General features: G+C 61.8%; 19 protein-coding genes. 7 read left to right on the forward strand and 12 right to left on the reverse strand.

Annotated elements, in window-relative coordinates; all coding sequences use genetic code 11:
• The first annotated feature begins 307 nt into the window (after positions 1–307).
• Together ubiG and ACM561_RS02130 are read left to right on the forward strand one after the other, a co-directional pair.
• On the forward strand, positions 308–1,081 hold the full coding sequence (gene ubiG, locus ACM561_RS02125) for a bifunctional 2-polyprenyl-6-hydroxyphenol methylase/3-demethylubiquinol 3-O-methyltransferase UbiG (protein WP_079445449.1): 774 nt from the start codon (positions 308–310) through the stop codon (positions 1,079–1,081).
• A gap of 47 nt (positions 1,082–1,128) precedes the next feature.
• Positions 1,129–2,028, forward strand: coding sequence for an EamA family transporter (locus ACM561_RS02130; protein WP_425907691.1), 900 nt, complete (start codon positions 1,129–1,131; stop codon positions 2,026–2,028).
• Here the strand turns inward: ACM561_RS02130 and ACM561_RS02135 are convergent, their stop codons facing one another.
• The 5 genes from ACM561_RS02135 to ACM561_RS02155 are packed head-to-tail and all read right to left on the reverse strand — an operon-like array spanning position 2,029 to position 4,902.
• Entirely contained in the window at positions 2,029–2,466 is a 438-nt protein-coding gene (locus ACM561_RS02135) for an EamA family transporter (RefSeq protein WP_425907692.1), read from the reverse strand. It lies immediately after the preceding gene.
• Positions 2,467–2,472: 6 nt separating this feature from the next.
• Positions 2,473–2,916 carry a DUF1178 family protein gene (locus tag ACM561_RS02140; RefSeq protein WP_425907694.1) on the reverse strand — a complete coding sequence of 148 codons (444 nt, stop codon included), beginning with the start codon at positions 2,914–2,916 and terminating at the stop codon, positions 2,473–2,475.
• Entirely contained in the window at positions 2,913–3,155 is a 243-nt protein-coding gene (locus ACM561_RS02145; RefSeq protein WP_425907695.1) for a DUF1178 family protein, read from the reverse strand. Before ACM561_RS02145 ends, ACM561_RS02140 begins: the two co-directional genes overlap by 4 nt.
• Entirely contained in the window at positions 3,152–4,033 is an 882-nt protein-coding gene (locus ACM561_RS02150) for a carbon-nitrogen hydrolase family protein (RefSeq protein WP_425907697.1), read from the reverse strand. Before ACM561_RS02150 ends, ACM561_RS02145 begins: the two co-directional genes overlap by 4 nt.
• Positions 4,034–4,086: 53 nt before the next feature.
• Positions 4,087–4,902, reverse strand: a complete 816-nt coding sequence (locus tag ACM561_RS02155) for a ComF family protein (RefSeq protein WP_425907699.1) — start codon at positions 4,900–4,902, stop codon at positions 4,087–4,089.
• Positions 4,903–5,012: 110 nt separating this feature from the next.
• Here ACM561_RS02155 and ACM561_RS02160 point away from each other — a divergent pair, with 110 nt between their 5' ends.
• Positions 5,013–5,864 (forward strand): methyltransferase domain-containing protein, encoded by an 852-nt coding sequence (locus ACM561_RS02160; RefSeq protein WP_425907701.1) that lies wholly within the window; start codon positions 5,013–5,015, stop codon positions 5,862–5,864.
• 130 nt (positions 5,865–5,994) lie between these two features.
• On the opposite strand, the gene mutT is transcribed toward ACM561_RS02160, so the two are convergent.
• The 3 genes from mutT to ACM561_RS02175 all read right to left on the reverse strand — a co-directional run bounded on the left by mutT (position 5,995) and on the right by ACM561_RS02175 (position 8,717).
• Positions 5,995–6,396 carry an 8-oxo-dGTP diphosphatase MutT gene (gene mutT, locus ACM561_RS02165; RefSeq protein ID WP_425907703.1) on the reverse strand — a complete coding sequence of 134 codons (402 nt, stop codon included), beginning with the start codon at positions 6,394–6,396 and terminating at the stop codon, positions 5,995–5,997.
• A complete protein-coding gene (argJ, locus tag ACM561_RS02170) occupies positions 6,393–7,634 on the reverse strand; it encodes a bifunctional glutamate N-acetyltransferase/amino-acid acetyltransferase ArgJ (RefSeq protein WP_425907705.1) in 1,242 nt (413 codons plus the stop codon). The genes mutT and argJ overlap by 4 nt, the downstream gene beginning before the upstream one ends.
• Before the next feature lie 162 nt (positions 7,635–7,796).
• Positions 7,797–8,717 carry a peptidylprolyl isomerase gene (locus ACM561_RS02175; protein ID WP_425907706.1) on the reverse strand — a complete coding sequence of 307 codons (921 nt, stop codon included), beginning with the start codon at positions 8,715–8,717 and terminating at the stop codon, positions 7,797–7,799.
• A 519-nt stretch (positions 8,718–9,236) separates the two neighbouring features.
• Between ACM561_RS02175 and secA the strand changes: the two genes are divergently transcribed.
• Positions 9,237–12,098, forward strand: a complete 2,862-nt coding sequence (gene secA / locus ACM561_RS02180; protein WP_425907708.1) for a preprotein translocase subunit SecA — start codon at positions 9,237–9,239, stop codon at positions 12,096–12,098.
• A 194-nt stretch (positions 12,099–12,292) separates the two neighbouring features.
• Here secA and ACM561_RS02185 read toward each other — a convergent pair whose 3' ends face one another.
• From ACM561_RS02185 to ACM561_RS02200, 4 genes are all read right to left on the reverse strand, one after another.
• Positions 12,293–13,780: a L,D-transpeptidase family protein gene (locus ACM561_RS02185; protein ID WP_425907709.1), complete on the reverse strand. Its 1,488-nt coding sequence runs from the start codon at positions 13,778–13,780 to the stop codon at positions 12,293–12,295.
• Between the two features lie 307 nt (positions 13,781–14,087).
• Positions 14,088–15,050 carry an acetyl-CoA carboxylase carboxyltransferase subunit alpha gene (locus ACM561_RS02190; RefSeq protein WP_425907711.1) on the reverse strand — a complete coding sequence of 321 codons (963 nt, stop codon included), beginning with the start codon at positions 15,048–15,050 and terminating at the stop codon, positions 14,088–14,090.
• Between the two features lie 240 nt (positions 15,051–15,290).
• Complete coding sequence (xerD, locus tag ACM561_RS02195) at positions 15,291–16,250, reverse strand: site-specific tyrosine recombinase XerD (RefSeq protein ID WP_425907713.1); 960 nt, start codon at positions 16,248–16,250, stop codon at positions 15,291–15,293.
• A gap of 16 nt (positions 16,251–16,266) precedes the next feature.
• Positions 16,267–16,413, reverse strand: coding sequence for a histidine kinase (locus tag ACM561_RS02200; protein WP_425907714.1), 147 nt, complete (start codon positions 16,411–16,413; stop codon positions 16,267–16,269).
• Positions 16,414–16,647: 234 nt separating this feature from the next.
• Between ACM561_RS02200 and ACM561_RS02205 the strand changes: the two genes are divergently transcribed.
• The 3 genes from ACM561_RS02205 to ACM561_RS02215 all read left to right on the forward strand — a co-directional run bounded on the left by ACM561_RS02205 (position 16,648) and on the right by ACM561_RS02215 (position 20,088).
• Positions 16,648–17,283, forward strand: coding sequence for a shikimate kinase (locus ACM561_RS02205; RefSeq protein ID WP_425907716.1), 636 nt, complete (start codon positions 16,648–16,650; stop codon positions 17,281–17,283).
• Positions 17,280–18,431, forward strand: coding sequence for a 3-dehydroquinate synthase (gene aroB / locus ACM561_RS02210; protein WP_425907717.1), 1,152 nt, complete (start codon positions 17,280–17,282; stop codon positions 18,429–18,431). The genes ACM561_RS02205 and aroB overlap by 4 nt, the downstream gene beginning before the upstream one ends.
• 337 nt (positions 18,432–18,768) lie before the next feature.
• Entirely contained in the window at positions 18,769–20,088 is a 1,320-nt protein-coding gene (locus ACM561_RS02215) for a hemolysin family protein (protein ID WP_425907719.1), read from the forward strand.
• Positions 20,089–20,125 lie beyond the last annotated feature (37 nt).

The raw sequence follows: 20,125 nt of genomic DNA on the forward strand, positions 1-20,125 counted from the left end.
ACATAACGGGGCGGATGCGGGCAGGCAACCCGGCTTTCGGTCGTCCTGCGGGGCCGGGTGTTCCAGGAAACGGTGAGGCAGGCCGGCAGGATGCCATATCAACGATTCTGCAACCGGACGAGACGATGTTGTATTCGAACAATGTGCACCGCACAGCCCGCCGGACCATTAGGACCGAGGTGACCCATTTGCAGGTTTTGCACAAAACCCTATGTGGGGTCGACGACTGGGCTGAGAGGGTCAGAACCATCGCCGCCGCGGCCGGCGTTCCGCAATCCCATCACGTCGCCCAAGGAGCCGCCCGGCAATGACGATGCAAGCCGACCCTTCCGCCAATTCTTCAGCCGCATCCGAAACGACCGTCGATCGCGCCGAGATCGAGAAGTTCTCAAAACTGTCGCAGGAGTGGTGGGATCCCACCGGCAAGATGGCGCCGCTGCACAGGATCAACCCGCTGCGGCTCCAGTTCATCCGCGACGCCGCCTGCCGCAAGTTCGAGCGCAGCGTCCGCAGCCTGAACTGTCTGGCGGACCTGCGGCTGCTTGATATCGGTTGCGGCGCGGGCCTTCTATGCGAGCCGTTCACGCGGCTCGGCGCGCAGGTGATCGGGGTCGATCCCTCCGCGTCCAATATCGCGGCGGCGAAGCTCCACGCCGAGAAAGCTCATCTGTCGATCGATTATCGCTGCACGACCGTGGAAGACATGGACGTACGAGAGCGCTTTGACATCATCCTCGCGATGGAGGTGGTGGAGCACGTCGCCAACGTCGGGCTGTTCCTGGATCGCTGTGCCGCGATGCTGAAACCGGGCGGCATCATGGTGGCCTCCACCCTCAACCGCAACTGGAAGAGCTTTGCGCTGGGCATTGTCGCGGCCGAATACGTGCTGCGCTGGCTGCCGCGCGGCACCCATCAGTGGGACAAGTTCGTTACTCCGGACGAACTTGCGCGCCACCTGGAGCGCAACGGGCTCGGCATCACCGAGCAGTCCGGCGTGGTGTACAGCCCGTTCGCGGACAAGTGGAGCCTGTCATCCGACATGGACGTCAACTACATGGTGGTGGCGGAAGCGGTGGGGTAAGGCTTCCTCGGCCTTCACCACTTTCGGGAACGTGAAAGACACCTTCCATGTTCACCGTCGCCTCGCTCTGGATACCCTTCACCGTCACGGCAGCGTTCGGACAGGTCGCGCGTAACGCGATGCAGCGGTCGCTGACCAGTCCGCTCGGCACGTGGGGCGCGACCAACATCCGCTTCCTGTTCGGCTTTCCGTTCTCGCTGATCTTTTTCGCTATGGTGATCGGGTTCACCGGGGACCCGGTCCCATGGCCCGTCGTCGCCTTCTGGCTGTGGCTGTTGCTCGGCGCACTCACCCAGATCGTCGGCACCGGCTTGATGCTGCTCGCGATGAACGGCAACTCGTTCGTGGTGACGATCGCGTACCTCAAGACCGAAGCGATCCAGACCGCGATCTTTGGGTTTGTGTTTCTCGGCGATCATCTCACCTTCCTAAAGGTGGTTGCGATTCTGATCGCCACCGTGGGCGTCGTTATCACCGCGCTCCGTCCCGGCGGCGTCAAGGGCTTCGCCGATCTCAAGCCGACGGCGTTGGGGCTGGTCGCAGCCGCCTGCTTCGCCCTGTCCGCGGTCGGCTTTCGCGGCGCCATCATCGCCGTGCCGGGCGTGTCGTTCGTCACCGCGGCGTCCTACACGCTGGTGTTCGGGCTATTCGTGCAGACGGCGGTGCTGACGGCGTATCTGTTGTTGCGCGCGCCCGACGTACCGAAAAGAATTCTCGGCCTGTGGCGGCCATCGCTGTTCGCGGGTTTTTTGGGCGCGTTCGCCTCGCAATTCTGGTTCCTGGCGTTCGCGCTCACCGCCGCCGCCAACGTTCGCACGCTGGCGCTGGTCGAGGTGCTGTTCGCGCAGGCGGTGTCATATTATTCGTTCAAACAGCCGCTTTCGTTACATGAGTTCGGCGGCATCGTGCTGATTGTGATCGGCGTTGGGCTGTTGGTCGCGGTATAATCAGCGTTTGACGGCGATAATGACGGCGCCGGCTGCGATCAGGGCGATTCCAATCCAGCCATTAGGCGAGGGACGCTCGCCAAGAAAGACGACGCCGAACAAGGCAACCAGTACGACGCTCAGCTTGTCAATTGGCGCGACCAGTGTGGCCGGACCGAGCTTGAGCGCGCGAAAATAGCAGAGCCACGACGCACCGGTGGCCAGTCCCGATAGTACGAGAAAAATCCAGCTCCGGGTCGGCATTGGGCCGGGGTGGCTGAACTGCCCCGTCGCTGACAGGATCAGGCCAAGACTGACAAGGACAACAACGGTGCGGAGGAAAGTGGCGAGATCGGAATTGATGTCTTCGACGCCGACCTTGGCAAAGATGGCGGTCAGTGCCGCGAATGCCGCCGACAGCAGTGCCCAGAACAGCCAGGACGGAAGCGTGAGCGTCATCGCCCGTTAGTTCCGGTTGTCCCGCAGCACCGGCAGCGACCCGACCTCGACGCCTTCCTCGATCAGCGATCTCGCTTCCTCGGGCGAGGCCTCGCCGTAGATCGGGCGATGCTCGATATCGCCGTAATGCATTTTGCGAGCTTCGTTCGGAAACCGTGCGCCGACATTGTCGGCGTTCTTGACGAGATGATCATGCAATTGTTTGAGCTCAGCACGCAGCTCGCGCCCCTCGGCCATTGTTGCCGATGTGGATGAGTCCGCAGGTGCCGCCGATCCGCGCTTTTTGGTGCCGGCGATCCTCGGCGCCATGATCGCCTTCTCGACCTTCGTAGAGCCGCAGATTGCGCAGGTGACAAGCTTGCGCTTGACCTGTGAATCATAGGCCGACGAACTCTGAAACCAGCTTTCGAAGGTATGGCCACCGTCGCAACGCAGGTTGTAGCGGATCATGCCGAACCTCCTCGCTCGGGAGGCTCGTCTATCGTAAATGCGGGAGCGACTGCGAGTCTCGGCGAGCGGCGTTTGGAGCCGGCAATCTGCGGTGCCATGATCGCCTTCTCGACATTCGCCGAGCCGCAGAGCGCGCAGGTGACGAGTTTGCGCTTGACCTGCGCGTCGTAGGACGAGGAGCTCTGAAACCAGCTCTCGAAAGTGTGGCCCCGCTCGCAGCGCAGGGTGTAGCGGATCATGCAGAGCCTCGCACAAGATGCAGATGGTCGCTTGCCGACTTATGGTCGACGAGGGAAAAGCGCCGCCCATGCTGTAATGAGGGTACGGCCTTGCGCGCGGTCGCAACGTTGGCCGGATCGATCGTAGCCAACACGATGCCGGGTTCGGTGCCGCTCGCTTCGGCCAACACTGTGCCCCACGGATCGACGATCAGCGAATGGCCGAACGTTTCGCGGTTGTTGTCGTGCATTCCGCCTTGGGCGGCAGCAAACACGAAGGAACCGTTCTCGATCGCACGAGCGCGCAGCAGGGTGTGCCAATGCGCCTCGCCGGTCTTCCTGGTGAAGGCCGCTGGCACCGTGAGGAACGACGCGCCGGCTTCGGCCAGCGCGCGATACAGCGCAGGAAAACGGACGTCGTAGCAGATCGTCATGCCCAGCCTGCCCCAGGGCAGGTCCGTTATCACGGCAGTCTCGCCCGGTTGATAGTTGGCCGACTCCCGATAGCTTTCGCCGCCTCCGAGATCGATGTCGAACATGTGAATCTTGTCATAGCGCGCGAGGATGTCGCCGGACGGTCCGATCAGAAACGAGCGGTTGACGGCTTTCTCAGCCGTGAGCCGCAATGCGAGCGAGCCGACGTTGAGGTAAATTTTCAATTCGCGCGCAAGATCGCGATAACCGCTGAGCGAGCGGTCGTCGTCCTCGGTCCGAAGATGCTCAAAGAGTGCGGCGCGATCGGCCTGCATGATGTTGCTGGCTTCGGGGGTCTGCACGAAGTCAGCACCCTGCGCCGCCGCCTCGCGAATCAGCCTTGAACCCTGATCGAAATTCGGCTCGGGAAAAAGACCGCTCCGCATCTGGATCATTGCGGCGATGAACGTGGGCTTGGTGTTCATGTCCTTGCCTTTCGCCCGCGAAAACAGAACAAGGCTCCGGGGTCAAAGCTCAATTATATGGGGGCTTTCATGGTGTCGACAACCCGCGCGAATACCAGCACATCGACCTGTGCGGCTTTCGCGCGCAGCAGGACGCGCGCGCAGGCATCCACTGTGGCGCCAGACGTCAGGACGTCGTCGATCAGGATGACGCGGCGGCCCTGGATCTGGCTGGTGCGTTCCGCCGCGACTTTGAACGCGCCCTGCACATTGCGGGCGCGGTCATTTCGCGACAATCCAACCTGTTGCCGGGTCGGACGGGTGCGCCGCAGCGCGTCTGGCGCGACCGGAATTCCGGATTGTCGGGCGATGACGCGCGCCAGAACGCCCGATTGGTTGTAGCGGCGGCTCCAGCCGCGTCGCCAGTGCAGCGGCACCGGGATCAGAACGTCGGCGCCGTCGAGCAATTCCGAGCCCGCGCGAGCCATCCAGCGGCCCATCGCGGGCGCGAGATCGGTGCGGTCCTGATACTTCAGTGCATGGACCAGCACCTTGGCGACGTCGTCATAGCGTACCGCAGCGCGGGCGCGCTGATAGGCCGGGGGATTGGCAATCGCCTCCATCGACAGCATGCCGGAACCCGGATCATAAACAAAGGGCGTGCCGAGGCGAGGACAATAAGGACGTTCGATGAACGACAATTGCGTCCAGCAATCCGCACAGACGCCGACGCCAGCCACCGGTTCGCGGCAGGCGACACAGAGCGTTGGCAGCGCGATGTCCAGCGCCGAGCGCGCCGCATGGGACATGACGTCGCGACACGCGCGCCATGCGCCGCGCAGCGGATTGGCTCGCTGCGGCGAAACCAGGTTGTCCGTTGTGGTATCCATAGCGGAAGGCTATTCCTCGAGGTGGCGGTACTCAAGCCAGACAAAGCAGGTCCTTTGCAATCGCGTTGCGGCGGATTGCCAGCGCCGGGTTGATCGGCGTACCAAACCGTATGGCTTCGAACCAATCATCGCCGCCTGTTTTGTTCGATCGCACCCTGCTGCGCGTGCGCCAGCGCCGTGCGGCCGGGATGGGAGCTGTGCCGTTTCTGCTCGATCGCGTCGCGGAGGATATGGCGGAGCGATTGAATGCCGTGTTGCGCGAATTTCAACACGCGGCGGATATCGGCACGCCGGGCGATCAGGTGCGCGGCGCGCTCGCGGCTCGTCTCAGAGAGCTTGCCCGCGTCGATCTCCCGATTGATGAGAGCGAAGCCGTGCGATTGTCGCCGGACTCTCTCGATCTTGCCGTCTCCGGACTTGCCTTCCAGTTTGTCAATGATCTTCCGGGCCTGCTGGTGCAGATCCGCCGTGCCCTGAAGCCGGACGGCTTTCTGCTGGCAGCCACCATCGGCGGTGAGACGCTCACCGAGCTGCGTCAGGCGTTCGCTATAGCCGAGGCGGAGCTTGAGGGTGGCATGTCGCCGCGCGTTGCGCCATTCGCCGACCTTCGCGATGTCGGCGCACTGCTGCAACGCGCGGGCTTCGCACTGCCGGTGACGGACGTCGACCGCGTCGTGGTACGCTATGACGATGCTTTTGCGCTGATGCATGATCTGCGCCGTATGGGCGCGACCAATATCATGGCCGAACGGCGGCGGACGCCTTTGCGCCGCGCGACGCTGCTACGGATGGCGCAAATCTATCATGAACGCTTCACTGATCCCGACGGCCGCATTCGCGCCACCTTCGATATCGTCTGGCTCTCGGGATGGGCGCCGCATGAGAGCCAGCAGAAGCCGTTGCAGCCCGGTTCGGCGAAAGCGAGCCTGGAGCAAGCGGTAAAGGGGCGTGGCAAGACTTGAAAAATAGTGTCCCGGGCGCGATGCGGCATTCCCGATGCCGCTCCGCAGAACCGGGACTGCCGAAACTTATTCCGTGCATGAGTCCCGACTGCACAGCACCGTTTCGCGCTGCGCCGCCCGGCGCGCGAACTCACATCAACAGATCAACCAGCGGCGGAATAAGAGGGATATCCGCGGGCGGCATCGGGTAGTCGCGAAGCTTATTGGCCCGAACCCACTTCAGCGCCTGCCCCTCTTTTGAGGTCACCGTGCCTTCCCAGCGCCGGCAGATGTAGAGCGGCATCAAGAGATGGAAGCTCTCGTAAGCGTGGCTTGCGAAGGTCAGCGGCGCGAGGCAGGCCTCCTGCGTGACGATGCCGAGCTCCTCGCGCAGCTCACGAATCAGCGCCCCTTCGGGACGTTCTCCGGGCTCGAACTTGCCGCCGGGAAATTCCCACAGGCCGGCAAGCTGCTTGCCTTCCGGTCGCTGCGCGATCAGCACCCGGTTGTCGGTGTCGATCAGGGCGCAGGCGACGACGAGTGTGAGTTTCACGACCTGTAATCGCCGTTGATCGCGACATACTCCTTGGTGAGGTCGCAGGTCAGCACGCGGTCGCGGCCCTTGCCGAGACCTAGCGTCGTCTTGATCTGAATTTTGTCGTTCTTCATGGCTTTCGAGACTTCCGCCTCGTCGTAAGACGGGTCCCGCGCGCCGCTTTTAGCGACGCGAATGCCGTTGAAATAGATCGACAGCTTGTCGCGGTCGGCCGGCTCTCCAGCCTTGCCCACCGCCATCACCACGCGACCCCAGTTGGCGTCCTCGCCAGCGATCGCGGTTTTCACCAGAGGTGAGTTGGCGATCGACTTGGCGATCCTGCGCGCCGATGTCTTCGACATCGCGCCTTCGACGATGACCTCGACCAGCTTACGCGCGCCTTCGCCGTCGCGCGCCACCTGTTCGGCGAGATCGGCCAGCACGCCGTGAAATGCTTTCGCGAACGCTTTCAGGCGCGGATCGCTGGCGCGGGTAATTTTCGGTGCGCCGCGGGCGCTTGCGTCGCCGGTCGCGAACGCTAGCAGGGTGTCGGAGGTGGAGGTGTCGCTGTCGATGGTGACGGCGTTGAAGGTGTCTTCGACACCGTTTTTCAACAGCGATTGCAATGCTGTCGCCGCTATCGGCGCATCGGTAAAGACGAAGGAGAGCATGGTCGCCATGTCGGGCGCGATCATGCCGGCGCCCTTGGCGATGCCGTTGATGGTGACGGTCGCCTTGCCAAGCTTCACCCTGGCGGTTGCAACCTTGGGGAAAGTGTCGGTGGTCATGATGGCGCGCGCCGCGTCCATCCAGCGATCCGGCGCGGCGTCGCGCGCCAATGTCTCCAGCACGCCGTTGAATTTTGTGGCGTCGAGCGGTTCGCCGATCACGCCGGTCGAGGCGAGATAGATGTCGCTTGCCTTGCAGCCGGCCGCCTTGGCGGCGACGTCGGCGGTCAGCTTGGTCGCCTGGCGGCCGGTTTTGCCGGTGAAGGCGTTGGCGTTGCCCGAATTCACCACCAAGGCCCGCGCGCGCCCGCCCTTCAACTGCGCGCGGCACCACTCGACCGGCGCCGACGGGCATTTGGATTTGGTGAACACCCCGGCCACCGTCGTGCCCTTGTCCAGCAGCGCCAGCAGGACATCGGTGCGGCCTTTGTAGCGGATGCCGGCAGCGGCGGTCGCGAGGCGCACGCCCGCGATTTCGGGCATATCGGGGACATCGGTCGGGGCGAGGGGAGAAATGCCGGTGGACATGTGTGAGGCCTGTCGACAGCAAATTTCGTTGTCATGGCCGGATTTATTCCGGCCATCCACGTCTTTCTTGCGCTGAGCGGATTCCAAAGACGTGGATGGCCGGGACGAGCCCGACCATGATGATTGTCAATACTATCGGTTTCAACGACGCGACAGCGAATTTTACTTCTTCGCTGGCGTTTTGCCGTCCGCGGGTTTGGCAGAGTTGGCCTTGTCCCCGCTTGCATTTGCGGGGTGGGCTGGCTTGTCCATACGCTCGACCTTGGCGGCCTCGCGCAGCTTGGTGACGTATTCCGCCTGCGCCTTTCGTGTCACAAACTGCTCGACTTGCGGCTTTACCTCGTCAAAGTCGGGGGCCTTGCGGGCGCGCTTTTCCTCGACCTTGATGATGTGCCAGCCGAACTGGGTTTTGATCGGGTCGGAAATCTTGCCGGGCTCCAGCGCGAAGGCGACCTTTGAAAATTCCGGTACCATCTGCTCCTTGGTAAAGAAGCCGAGGTCGCCGCCGTCGGAGGCGCCGGGATCCTTGGATTCTTTCTTGGCGAGTTCGACGAAGTCTGCGCCCTTCTTCAACTCGTCCTCGATCTTCTTGGCCTCGTCCTCTGTCTGCACCAGGATGTGGCGCGCATGAACCTCCTGTTCGCTGGTGATCTGCTTGGAGGCATCCGCATAGACCGTCTTCATGGCATCGTCGGTGATCGCCGCTTTAGCTTGGGATGCCAGCAGTCGGTCCATCAGCAGTCGGTCGCGGGCGAAGGCGAGCCGTTTTTTGAACTCCTCGCTATTTTCAATTTTCTTTTCTTCTGCGGCCTTGGCGATGATCTTCATGTCGATAAGGAAAGACAGCACATTCTCCTGCTTCGCCGCCGGATCCATCTGCGCGAGGCTCGGACCCAGTTCCTCCGCAGCAAGATTAACGTCGCTCTGGTGGATCTCGGAGCCGTTAACTTTTGCCAGCACGGGATCCGCATCGGCGCGGAGCGGCGTGCCGACGAACAAGACCGCGGCCAGGCAGCCGCCGAGAGCGGACGAAGCCAGGCGAACGCGCAGACTGTATTTTGTTGCGGGCAATGAGATGGTCATGGGATCCTTGATCTCCAGGAGGAGGATGTGGGCGGACACTCGCTCAATCGTGGGTTCTTGGCAATGCGAAAACTCTGTCAAAATCATGAACGTCCGGACCGGTGGACGCTGCCGCTTTTGTCGCAAACGCTTCGGATCGGTGCTCCGGCCACCGTTGACAACCCACGGGGCCGGCCATATTTCTGCCGGACGGTCGACGGCAAAGGCGGGTTCTGGCTGTGCTTTTGCGATTGAACCCCGGGTCACCGAATCTCAACCCATATGCGGACGCTCGGCTTTCGGGACTTACGGCCCTGATGCGTCACGATGAGTTGAGTTGATAGGCGGCTTGTGCGGTGGTTGCGAAGCTCGCTGTGCAGAACCAAGGCGAACTTTCGGGTTCGGACACTATAGCGTTCTCGAGCGGGATGACCGGTCGCGTGAAGCAAACTCGTTGCCGCTTCTGATCCATCAGAAGCGGAGGGTTCAGGAGACTACCCACATGGCTGCAACGGCGAACCGCGAAGACAGGAATTTGGGATGATTGGCGCGTTTGCCCGCAAGTTTTTCGGTTCCGCCAACGATCGGCGGGTCAAGGGATATCAATCCCGCCTCAAAGCCATTAACGCCTTGGAGCCCGAAATCGCCGCGCTGTCCGATGAGGCGGTGCGGGCGCGCACCGCCGAATTCAAGCAGCAGCTGGCGAGCGGCAAAACTCTCGACGACATTCTAGTTCCCGCCTTCGCCACAGTGCGCGAGGCAGCCAAGCGAACCCTCGGCCAGCGGCATTTCGACGTGCAGTTGATCGGTGGCATGGTGCTCCACGAGGGCGATATCGCCGAGATGAAGACCGGCGAAGGCAAGACGCTGGTCGCCACGCTTGCCGTTTATCTCAACGCGCTCGCCGGCAATGGCGTTCACGTCGTCACCGTCAACGATTATCTCGCACGCCGCGACGCCGGCTGGATGTCGCAGATCTACTCCTTCCTCGGCCTCACCACCGGCGTGATCGTGCACGGCCTCGACGACGTCGAGCGCAAGGTAGCCTATGCCTGCGACATCACCTACGGCACAAACAACGAGTATGGCTTCGACTATCTGCGCGACAATATGAAGTACCGGCTGGAGGATATGGTCCAGCGCGAGCACTTCTTCGCTATCGTCGACGAGGTTGACTCGATTCTGATCGACGAAGCGCGGACGCCGCTGATCATTTCCGGCCCGCTCGACGACCGTTCCGAATTTTACAACACCATCGACACCTTCATGCCGAATCTCGAGAAGGTGACGGACTACGAAATCGACGAGAAGCAGCGAACGGTGGCGCTCACCGAAGCCGGCATGGAGAAGATCGAGACGCTGCTGCGCGAGGCCGGCCAGCTCAAAGGCGACTCGCTTTACGATGTCGAGAACGTCTCCGTCGTCCACCACATCAATCAGGCACTGCGCGCGCATTCGCTGTTCACCCGCGACAAGGACTACATTGTCCGCGACGGCGAAGTCGTCATCATCGATGAATTCACTGGCCGCATGATGCCGGGCCGCCGCTATTCGGAAGGCCTGCATCAGGCGCTGGAAGCGAAAGAGCATCAGCCGGTGCAGCCGGAGAACCAGACGCTCGCTTCCATCACCTTCCAGAACTACTTCCGGATGTACAAGAAGCTCGCGGGCATGACCGGCACCGCGTCGACGGAAGCTGACGAACTGGCCGACATCTACAAGCTCGAAGTCGTCGAGATACCGACGAACCTGCCGATTGCGCGTCTCGACGAGGATGACGAGGTCTACCGTACCCAGAACGAGAAATACGCCGCGATCCTGGCTGAGGTTGAGCGCGCAAATGCGCGGATGCAGCCCGTGCTGGTCGGCACCGCCTCGATCGAGAAATCCGAGGTTCTCGCCGATTATCTGAAGAAGCATGGTTACAAGCAGATCGACTTCAGCGATCCGAAATCGATGCGGAAGCTGTACGCTGCGGCTCGCGCCGGCAAGCCGGCAAAGCTATTTGCGGTGCTGAACGCCCGCTTCCATGAGCAGGAAGCTTATATCGTCGCCGAGGCCGGCGTGCCCGGCGCGATCACCATCGCGACCAACATGGCCGGTCGCGGCACCGATATCAAACTCGGCGGCTCGCTGGAGATGCGCGCTCAAGTCGAGACGGCCGACATCGCAGACGAAGCTGAAAGAGAAGCGAAAATAGGGGAAGTCAAGGCCGATATCGAGCGCTTCCGCGACATGGTGCTTAAGGCGGAGGAGATCGTCGAGATCGAGCCGGCCAAGGGTTCAAAGCCGGCCAAGACCGTGATCCGCCCCGGCGGGCTCTACATCATCGGTTCGGAACGCCACGAGTCGCGGCGCATCGACAACCAGTTGCGCGGCCGCTCCGGCCGCCAGGGCGATCCTGGCCGTTCGAAATTCTTCCTGTCGCTGGACGATGACCTGATGCGGATCTTCGGGTCGGATCGGCTCGACACCATGCTGCAGCGGCTTGGCCTCAAGGAAGGCGAGGCCATCACCCACCCCTGGATCAATAAGGCGCTTGAGAAAGCACAGCAGAAGGTCGAGGCACGCAACTTCGACATCCGCAAGAATTTGCTGAAGTACGACGACGTGCAGAACGACCAGCGCAAGGTGATCTTCGAACAGCGCGTCGATCTGATGCAGAACGAAAGCGTCGCCGAAACCGTCGTCGACATGCGCCATGCGTTCGTCGAGGACCTCGTCACAAAGCATGTGCCGGAGAACCAGTACCCTGAGCAGTGGGATGTCGCCGGCCTGAAAGAAGAGCTGAACCGCGTGCTCGACATCGAGTTGCCGGTGGATGAATGGGCCGCGGAAGAGGGCATCGCCGGCGAGGAGTTGCTGTCGCGTATCGAAAGCCGTGTCGACGAGCATATGGCGGCCAAGGTCGGGCAGTGGGGGCCTGACGTCATGCGCTACGTCGAGAAGACCATCCTGCTGCAGACCCTGGACCATCTCTGGCGTGAACACCTGGTGATGCTGGATCATCTGCGTCAGGTCATCGGCCTGCGCGGCTATGGCCAGCGCGATCCGCTACAGGAATACAAGTCGGAAGCCTTTTCCCTGTTCGAAAGCTTGATTGCTAATCTGCGCGAGGCGGTGACGGGGCAGTTGATGCGCGTCGAGATCGTGCCGCCCGAAGAGGAACAGCCTGCGCTGCCTGTGATGGAAGCCCATAAGTTCGATCCGAATACCGGCGAGGACGAGATGGCGTTTGCGCAAAGCAGTTTTGCCGGGGCCTCGCTGGCGCCGGCAGCGCATGCTGACCGTTCCAGCCGCGATCCGAATAATCCGGCGAGCTGGGGCAAGGTCGGCCGCAATGAGGACTGTCCTTGCGGTTCAGGCAAGAAATACAAGCATTGCCACGGCCGCTACGCCTGAAGCCCTTCCCACGCGGCTGTCATTCCTGCCGGCGAGCGACCCCGAGCGCTTCGAGCGAAGTGGATACCGGTTCGCGTGAAAAACGCGTCAGATTTAAATGATAGAGCTACGCTTTTGATTCTGTCAGAAGCGGAAAAGCTCTTAAGAACGTCGTCGCCGCGCTCGGAATAACGCCCGTCCGACAGTTCTGGATGTTACCGGGATACCGAGAAGCGGCTATCGAACGAGTTCGATGACGCCACCGGCGCTGCGCTCGGAATCGAAGCCGTCGCGGGCGCGTCGACTGCGGGCTTGAGAGGGGGCCGCGCGGTTGCGACGTGTTCAGGCTTAGCTCCCTTTTCAGCGGTCTTCTCTGCTGTTTTGGGCGCTGCGTGTTTCTCCACGGCCGGGCGAGGCGGAACGCTGCGCGCCGGAGTTGCCGTCTTCGGCTTGGCCGGAGCAGATTCTTTGGGTTTGGCCGAAGCCGAAACAGATTCCTTGGTTGTGGCGGTCGTGTCGGCGTCTCCGAAACCCATCTTGCGGGCAAGATTGGTGAAGATGCTGTTCGGCTTGGAGGGGGCTAGCAAAGATGACGACGGCCTTGTCGCGTCGATCTCCGGTTCGTAGGAGGTCGCGACTGTCGCTGCTGCCGAATTGCGTGGCGGGTTGACCGTCGGTGGAATGGTGCCAGGCGCCGGCGAAAACGCAGTGGCCTTCAGGCCGGGTTCCACAGGGTCTGAAAGCCCGGTCTGCCCCTCCGGCAGCTTGGCGGCGAACACCCGGTTCATGCCGCCGTCGATTCCGGTGTTGAGCTTGGCGACCGGCGATCCCTTCGAGATCAGGTTGGCTATTTCGGTATTGTCGCGCTGCTGCTTCTCGCGCACGGCGCTTGCGATCTCGTCAGGCACCGCATAGGCCGGACACTTCGCCGAGGCATTGAACTCAAGCGGTCTGGCGGAGCCGGGCGGGGGCGCCGGATCAAACACGTACTTGTGCTCGCAGAACGCGACCTTCGGTTCTTGATGCGTCGCCTCAAAATGATCGTTGCCTTCCTTGATCATTTTCCAGAACGGCATGTTCGGGTTGTTGCGATGCTTCGCAAAGTTTACGGGCGTCATGCGGAACGGATAGGCCTGGAACTGGAAGGCGCGCTGACCGCCGAAGAATGACTCCCGTCCAATTGCGTAGATTTCGGCGATCTGCTCGTCGGTCATGGCGTAGCAGCCGCGCGAGGAACAGTCGCCATGCACCATCAATTCGGAACCAGTATGACCCAGCGACTTGTCGTAGGCGTTGGGATAGCCGGTGTTGAATGAGAGGTAGTAGGCGGAGCGCGGATTCATCTGCGCCGGCGAGATGCTGTAGAATCCTTCCGGAGCCTGACGATCCCCCTCGCGTGTCTTTGGGCCAAGATCGCCGGACCAGCGGCAGATCGGGTAGGTCTTGAGTAAGGCGAACTTACCGGACCGCTCCTGCTTCCAAACCTCGAGTTCGGCCTCCTGCTTGAATAGCCGGACCAGGATCGGCGATTGCAGTTCCATGTCCTTTGCGGTCATGGCGGCGACAACCTTGGGCGGCACCGGCTGGTTGGCCTTGGCGTTGCTCGCGAGTGAGGCGTCGTCGGTGTTGCAGCCGGCCAGAAGCACACCGCCCGTCAGCACGGCAAAGGTTACGATCGCGCGAGCAGCCGAGCGATTGATCAAAGCAAAGCTCCGCAAAGGACGGGCAAGCTGCACCCCAAATTCATGGCATCGTGCCCCAAGCCATTGAATAAAATATTATCCTTAAGCCTCCGGGCCCGCAAGCCAAGTGGAACCGAACAAGATGAACTACGACTTCGAGTGGTGAATGGAGACTAAATATTCCGGACGGGGCTGAATTAGGGCGGCTCCGCGGCTTCCGGAACCAAAGCCATGGGATTTGCCGGGACCCGGACCCGGTCTCGACAATCGAACAATCGAAAAGAGGCACAGATTCGTATCGCCGAAACGTGGGTAAAGCGCTTGGTACTCAGCCCAGTTTACGCCCGATTTCGAGGAATTTCTGGCGGCGCTGCTTGCGAAGCGAGTCGCGGTCGAGAGTGCGTAGATCGTTCAACGCGTCGGCGATAGCGTCCCCGGCAAGTGCGACAGTGGCGGCGGGATCGCGATGTGCGCCGCCCCGCGGCTCCTTGAGGATGGTGTCGATCACGCCGAACCGCAGCAGATCCTGCGCGGTGATTTTCATGTTGGTCGCTGCTTCCTGTGCCTTGCTTCCGTCGCGCCAGAGGATAGACGACGCCGCTTCCGGCGAGATCACGCTATAGATCGCATGTTCCAGCATCAAAACGCGGTTTGCGGTGGCGATCGCGATGGCGCCGCCGGAGCCGCCCTCGCCGATGATCACGGCGATATTGGCGACGCCGAGCGATAGGCACGCGTCGGTCGAGCGCGCGATTGCCTCGGCCTGACCGCGTTCCTCGGCGCCGATGCCGGGATAAGCTCCGGCGGAATCGACCAGCGACAGCACGGGAATGTCGAAACGGTCGGCCATATCCATCAGCCGGACCGCCTTGCGGTAGCCTTCCGGGCGCGCCATCCCGAAATTGTGCTTCAGCCGGCTTTCGGTAGTTGCGCCTTTCTCCTGTCCGATGACGCAGATGCTTTCGCCTCGGAAGCGGCCGAAGCCGCCGATAAGCGCCTCGTCCTCGCCGAACTTGCGGTCGCCGGCCAGCGGTGTGAACTCGGTAATCAGCCCCTTGACGAAATCAGAGAAGTGCGGGCGCTGCGGGTGCCGCGCCACCTGGGTTTTCTGCCAGGGGGTCAGGCTGGCGTAGAGATCTTTTAGAGCCTGTGCGGCCTTCTCCTCGATACTGGAGATCTCCTCGCTGATGTCGCTGCCGGAGGCGGCGAGCGCACGGAGTTCGTCGATCTTGGAATCGAGTTCGGCGACGGGTTTTTCGAAATCGAGGTAGCTACGCATGGGATCGGGCATTCCAGCAGTATAGAGACGAAGGCGCGTGGAGGCGAAATCTATCGATCGGATAGATAAAAGTCTTTTTGTTCAAATGTTTAGAGATTAGGTGAGGCTGGGGGCCCGATGGCTGGTTAGGTACAGTTGAGCGCGAGCGCTCTTTCGCGGCTGATGGACGTTAAGTCAAGGGTGAAGCGGAAGACGGGAAGTCAGGGTCGGGTCGGGATGGTCTGTTCGAGGGCGTCTGCGCATGAGCGCAGGTCACGCTTCCGCCAGCGGGTGCAGGTCGCGGACCAGGCTTTTCAGGCGTTCTTCCACGACGTGCGTATAGACTTGCGTGGTCGAGATATCGGTATGGCCGAGCAGCGTCTGCACGATCCGCAGGTCCGCGCCGTTATGCAGCAGATGGCTTGCGAAAGCATGGCGTAGCACGTGCGGTGAGACCAGCCGGGGCGCGAGACCGGCCGCCGCCGCGAGTTCCTTCAGCTCACGTGCAAAGTGCTGGCGTGTCAGGTGACCGCTTTCGCCGAACGATGGAAACAGCCATTTTGGCCGTGCTCCTGCGGCTTTGCCTGCGCCGCGCTGATCGTCCATCGCGACGAGATAGTCTGCCATCGCCTGCCGTGACGCGTTGTTGAGCGGTACCAATCGCTCCTTGTTGCCCTTACCGCGCACCACGATCATGCGGGCATCGCGCTGCGCCGCCGACAGCGGCAGCGAGACCAGTTCGGATACGCGGAGCCCGGTGGCATATAGCACTTCCAGCAGGCAATACAGCCGCGCCGCGCGCAATCGCCGGGCAGGTGAGATGTCCGGAGATTCGGCATCCGCCTTTGCGCGGGCGAGCAGGCGGTCCACATCAGCTATCGACAGGATTTTCGGCAGGCTGCGTCCGCGCTTTGGGCCCGAAAGGATGGCCGCGGGATCGTCGCTCCTGACGCGTTCGCTCAGCAGAAAACGAAACAGGTGACGCATCGCTGACAGACGCCGCGCGACGCTTGATGACTTAAACCCCCTCAGGTCGAGGTCATTGAGATAGTCGCGTAGCGCCTGGGTGCCGGCGATGACGAAATTCTGCCGCGAGCTGGCGAGGAATGCGGATAAGTCCTCGAGATCCCGGCGGTAGGCGTCGAGCGTGTTGTCGCCGGCGCCTTGCTCGGCCGCCAGCATGTCGAGGAACAGGGTGGCCAGCTTCGCGTCGGGGGAACTATCGGATTTCATACCGCAGGGGTAGCAGCTATTTCTTGAGAAATTGATCCGGGTGGATGGTCGCCGTCATTTCCCGCGGCGTCGGGTCGACGAAATTCGCCAGCCCGAAAATCACGCCGTAGCCGATCGCACCGAGCGCCGCGACGATTGTCAGAAAGCGGAATAGGCTGGGCATTTGCAGTCCCGAGCACGATATTTACCTTCAGGCGAGCGCAACAAGTACCAACATGTTCGCAAGCCAGGCGCAAGAGTCTCTGGCAACCTCCTTGACGAGAGTAGTATAGCTTGGCCGGGATGAGCGGTCCCGACCTGTCGTGGGCTTGGATTCGAACGTTCGCCGCCGGAAATCATGGAAGGGCCGAATGTCAAATCCACTTCAAACGTGCAACCGCGTTCCAGCAGGTGTTCTTTGACGTCCGAAACCGTTTCACCGACCAACGTCGGCGCATCCCCCGAGACCGCCATTGTCGCGGCGCTCGCCGGGCGGTCGCTGGCGCTTGTCGGCATGATGGGAGCCGGCAAGTCCACCATCGGGCGGCGTCTTGCGGCGCGTCTCGGGATGCGATTCGTCGATGCTGACGCCGAGATCGAGCTCGCGGCCGGAATGTCGATTCCCGAGATTTTCGAAACCCACGGCGAGCCCCATTTCCGGGATGGCGAAGCACGCGTGATCGCGCGGCTGTTGAATGGTGGCCCGATCGTGCTCGCGACCGGTGGTGGCGCCGTGCTACGCGAGGAAACCCGGGCACGCCTTTGCGAGCGGGCGGTCTCGATCTGGCTCAAGGCGGACGCCGAGGTGATTCTGCGCCGGGTGAGGCGCCGAGCCGATCGACCCTTGCTGCAAACGGGCGATGCGGCCGCGACGATCGAGCGGCTGATCGCCGAGCGCGAGCCCATCTACCAGCTGGCGAATATCACGGTCGTCTCGCGCGACGCGCCTTACGAACGGATCGTCGATGAATGCATCGGCCTGCTTTATCTCGGGCTTTGCCGCGGCGAAACGACTGCAAAAAACCCTGATGAGGGATTTAACACCACGCAATGACCACTCCGCTGAAAAACCTGGACCCGATCACCGTTGACGTCGCGCTCGGTGAGCGTTCCTACGACATTGTCATCGGCCGGGGCATCCTGCCGTCGCTCGGCGCGCGAATCGCCGCGCTGCGCCCCGGCGCGCGCGTCGCCATCGTCACAGACGAATATGTTGCCACCCATTGGCTTCAGCGAACCGAGGCATCGCTTATCGGCGCCGGTCTCGCAACGTCGCGAGTTGTCGTCGACGAAGGGGAGGTCTCAAAGAGCTACGAAGGCGTCGAATTTGTCTGTGAGGAACTGATCAAGGCCAGGATCGAGCGCAACGATCTCGTCGTCGCGCTTGGCGGAGGAGTGGTCGGCGATCTCGCGGGCTTTGCCGCCGCGATCGTACGCCGTGGCGTCGATTTCGTGCAGGTGCCAACCTCGCTGTTGGCGCAGGTGGATTCGTCCGTGGGCGGCAAGACAGGCATCAACTCGCCGCAGGGAAAAAATCTGGTCGGCGCCTTTCACCAGCCGATCCTGGTGGTCGCGGATACCGCGGTTCTGGATACGTTGTCGCCGCGTCAGTTCCGTGCCGGTTATGCCGAAGTCGCCAAATACGGCCTGCTCGGCGATGAGGCGTTCTTCGCGTGGCTGGAAGCCAATCATGCAAGCATCGTCCAGGGCGGCGCGGCGCGCGAGCACGCAGTCGCCACCAGCTGCCGTGCCAAGGCTGCCATCGTCGCTCGCGACGAGCGCGAGACCGGCGAGCGTGCGTTGCTCAATCTCGGACACACTTTCGGCCACGCGCTGGAAGCAGCCACCGGATTTTGCGGTCGCCTTTATCACGGCGAGGGCGTCTCGATCGGCATGGTGTTGGCCGCCGAACTCTCGGCGCAACTCGGAATGATCGCGGCTGCCGACGTGTCTCGCATCCAGCGGCACCTGGCGGCGGCGGGTCTGCCGACGCGCTTGCAGGACATCGCTGGATTCAAGCAAGAAGGCTTGGCCGATGCGGACGCGCTGATGACGCTGATGGCGCAGGACAAAAAGGTAAAGCGCGGCCGGTTGACCTTCATTCTGCTGAAGGCGATCGGTCAGGCGGTCGTGTCATCGGACGTCGAGCCCTCGATGGTACGGGATTTTCTGGTCCGCAAGTTCGCAGACGCGCCGGCCTAGAGCCTCGCTTCTGATGGAATCAGAAGCGAGGCTCTAGGATCTTGATTTGACGCGTTTTCTTCACGCGAACCGGTTCCCGCTTCGCTCGAAAACGCTATAGGACGGGATGAGAAAAAGTGTGGGGCGGTTTTCCGCCCGCATCCCGCTCCAAATATTGGAATCGATCACGGTCATGATTTTGGGTCGATTCGATTCAAAGTCCTGAACGTGATCAAGTGTTGATCCCGACGTCGCAATGTCCTTGCAGCAACTTTGATTCTGACATTCGCAGGCAATGCCTGGTGGAGGGGATGTGAATGGTCGAATCGGATAAGTTCGGCAAGGCCATGGGGCCGCAATGAGTTCGACTGTCCTGCAGATACTGCTCGCCTTGCTGCTGCTTGCTGCCAACGGGTTCTTCGTTGCGGCGGAATTCGCGCTGGTGAAAAGCCGCGGCTATCGCGTCAAGGCGATGGTGGAACGCGGTCGGTTCGGGGCGCGGCTGATGCGCGACATCTTGGGCAACATCGAGGCCTATCTCGCCTGCTGCCAGCTCGGCATCACCATGGCATCTCTCGGCCTCGGCTGGGTCGGCGAGCCAACGGTCGCCGCCCTGCTCGATCCCCTGCTGCGGCCGCTCGGCATGCCGGAACCGGCGCTGCATTTGACCTCGTTCCTGACCGGATTTCTTGTGTTTTCGTCGCTGCACATCGTGATCGGCGAGCAGGTGCCGAAGACCCTGGCGATCCGGCAGCCGGAGCCGGTGTCGCAGTGGATCGCTTATCCGCTGTATGTATCCTACATCCTGTTTTACCCGCTGAACTGGCTGCTCAATTCGGCCTCACGCGCCATCCTGCGCGCGCTTCGCGTCAAGGAAGTCTCGCAACATGACGTGTTGACCGGCGCAGAGATCGAAGGGCTGATCGGTGAATCCGCCGAGCACGGCGGAATCGAAAGCGGCGAGGCCGAATACATCCAGAATGTGTTCCGCTTCGGAGATCTCGCGGTGTCAGACGTGATGGTTCATCGCACCGCGATGGTGACGGTCAATGCCGACTTGCCCCCCGAGGATCTGGTCCGCGAGGTGCTTGTTAGCGAATACACCCGCATTCCGCTCTGGCGCGACAAGCCGGAGAACATTGTCGGTGTGCTCCATGCCAAGGATCTGTTGCGGGCGATCCACGCTTCGGAGGGCGATATTGCGCGAATCAACGTCAACGCGATTGCGCTACCGCCTTGGTTCGTGCCGGAGATGCGCCCAGTTTCCGATCAGCTTAAGGCGTTTCGCCGCCGCAAGACTCACTTCGCGCTGGTGGTCGACGAATACGGTGAAGTCGAGGGCATGGTGACGCTGGAAGATGTTCTCGAGGAGATCGTCGGCGACATCTCCGACGAGCACGATGTGGTCGTAGCCGGGGTTCGGCAACAAGCCGACGGTTCGGTCGTGGTAGACGGTTCGGTGCCGATCCGTGATCTCAATCGCGCCATGGACTGGCATCTTCCAGACGAGGAGGCGACCACCATCGCAGGCCTCGTGATTCACGAGGCGCGTTCGATCCCGGAACGTGGCCAGAATTTTACCTTTTACGGCTTTCGCTTCAGGGTTTTGCGGCGCGAGCGCAATCGCATCACCGCGCTGCGCATTCAGCCGGTGCCGCGTGGGGTGGAGACGATCTAGAACAGGTCGGCGCGGGCAGGAGCGTATCCATCATCGA

Source organism: Nitrobacter sp. TKz-YC02 (assembly GCF_049852135.1).
Classification (GTDB): Bacteria; Pseudomonadota; Alphaproteobacteria; order Rhizobiales; family Xanthobacteraceae; genus Nitrobacter; species Nitrobacter vulgaris.

What these genes read in the sequence shown, in the direction of transcription:
- ACM561_RS02135 (WP_425907692.1), bottom strand. Translation starts at nt 2,466, where the DNA reads ATGACGCTCACGCTTCCGTCCTGGCTGTTCTGGGCACTGCTGTCGGCG.
- ubiG (WP_079445449.1), top strand. Translation starts at nt 308, where the DNA reads ATGACGATGCAAGCCGACCCTTCCGCCAATTCTTCAGCCGCATCCGAA.
- secA (WP_425907708.1), top strand. Translation starts at nt 9,237, where the DNA reads ATGATTGGCGCGTTTGCCCGCAAGTTTTTCGGTTCCGCCAACGATCGG.
- xerD (WP_425907713.1), bottom strand. Translation starts at nt 16,250, where the DNA reads ATGAAATCCGATAGTTCCCCCGACGCGAAGCTGGCCACCCTGTTCCTC.
- ACM561_RS02200 (WP_425907714.1), bottom strand. Translation starts at nt 16,413, where the DNA reads ATGCCCAGCCTATTCCGCTTTCTGACAATCGTCGCGGCGCTCGGTGCG.
- ACM561_RS02160 (WP_425907701.1), top strand. Translation starts at nt 5,013, where the DNA reads ATGGCTTCGAACCAATCATCGCCGCCTGTTTTGTTCGATCGCACCCTG.
- ACM561_RS02215 (WP_425907719.1), top strand. Translation starts at nt 18,769, where the DNA reads ATGAGTTCGACTGTCCTGCAGATACTGCTCGCCTTGCTGCTGCTTGCT.
- ACM561_RS02145 (WP_425907695.1), bottom strand. Translation starts at nt 3,155, where the DNA reads ATGATCCGCTACACCCTGCGCTGCGAGCGGGGCCACACTTTCGAGAGC.
- ACM561_RS02155 (WP_425907699.1), bottom strand. Translation starts at nt 4,902, where the DNA reads ATGGATACCACAACGGACAACCTGGTTTCGCCGCAGCGAGCCAATCCG.
- ACM561_RS02190 (WP_425907711.1), bottom strand. Translation starts at nt 15,050, where the DNA reads ATGCCCGATCCCATGCGTAGCTACCTCGATTTCGAAAAACCCGTCGCC.
- ACM561_RS02175 (WP_425907706.1), bottom strand. Translation starts at nt 8,717, where the DNA reads ATGACCATCTCATTGCCCGCAACAAAATACAGTCTGCGCGTTCGCCTG.
- ACM561_RS02130 (WP_425907691.1), top strand. Translation starts at nt 1,129, where the DNA reads ATGTTCACCGTCGCCTCGCTCTGGATACCCTTCACCGTCACGGCAGCG.
- ACM561_RS02140 (WP_425907694.1), bottom strand. Translation starts at nt 2,916, where the DNA reads ATGATCCGCTACAACCTGCGTTGCGACGGTGGCCATACCTTCGAAAGC.
- argJ (WP_425907705.1), bottom strand. Translation starts at nt 7,634, where the DNA reads ATGTCCACCGGCATTTCTCCCCTCGCCCCGACCGATGTCCCCGATATG.
- ACM561_RS02150 (WP_425907697.1), bottom strand. Translation starts at nt 4,033, where the DNA reads ATGAACACCAAGCCCACGTTCATCGCCGCAATGATCCAGATGCGGAGC.
- aroB (WP_425907717.1), top strand. Translation starts at nt 17,280, where the DNA reads ATGACCACTCCGCTGAAAAACCTGGACCCGATCACCGTTGACGTCGCG.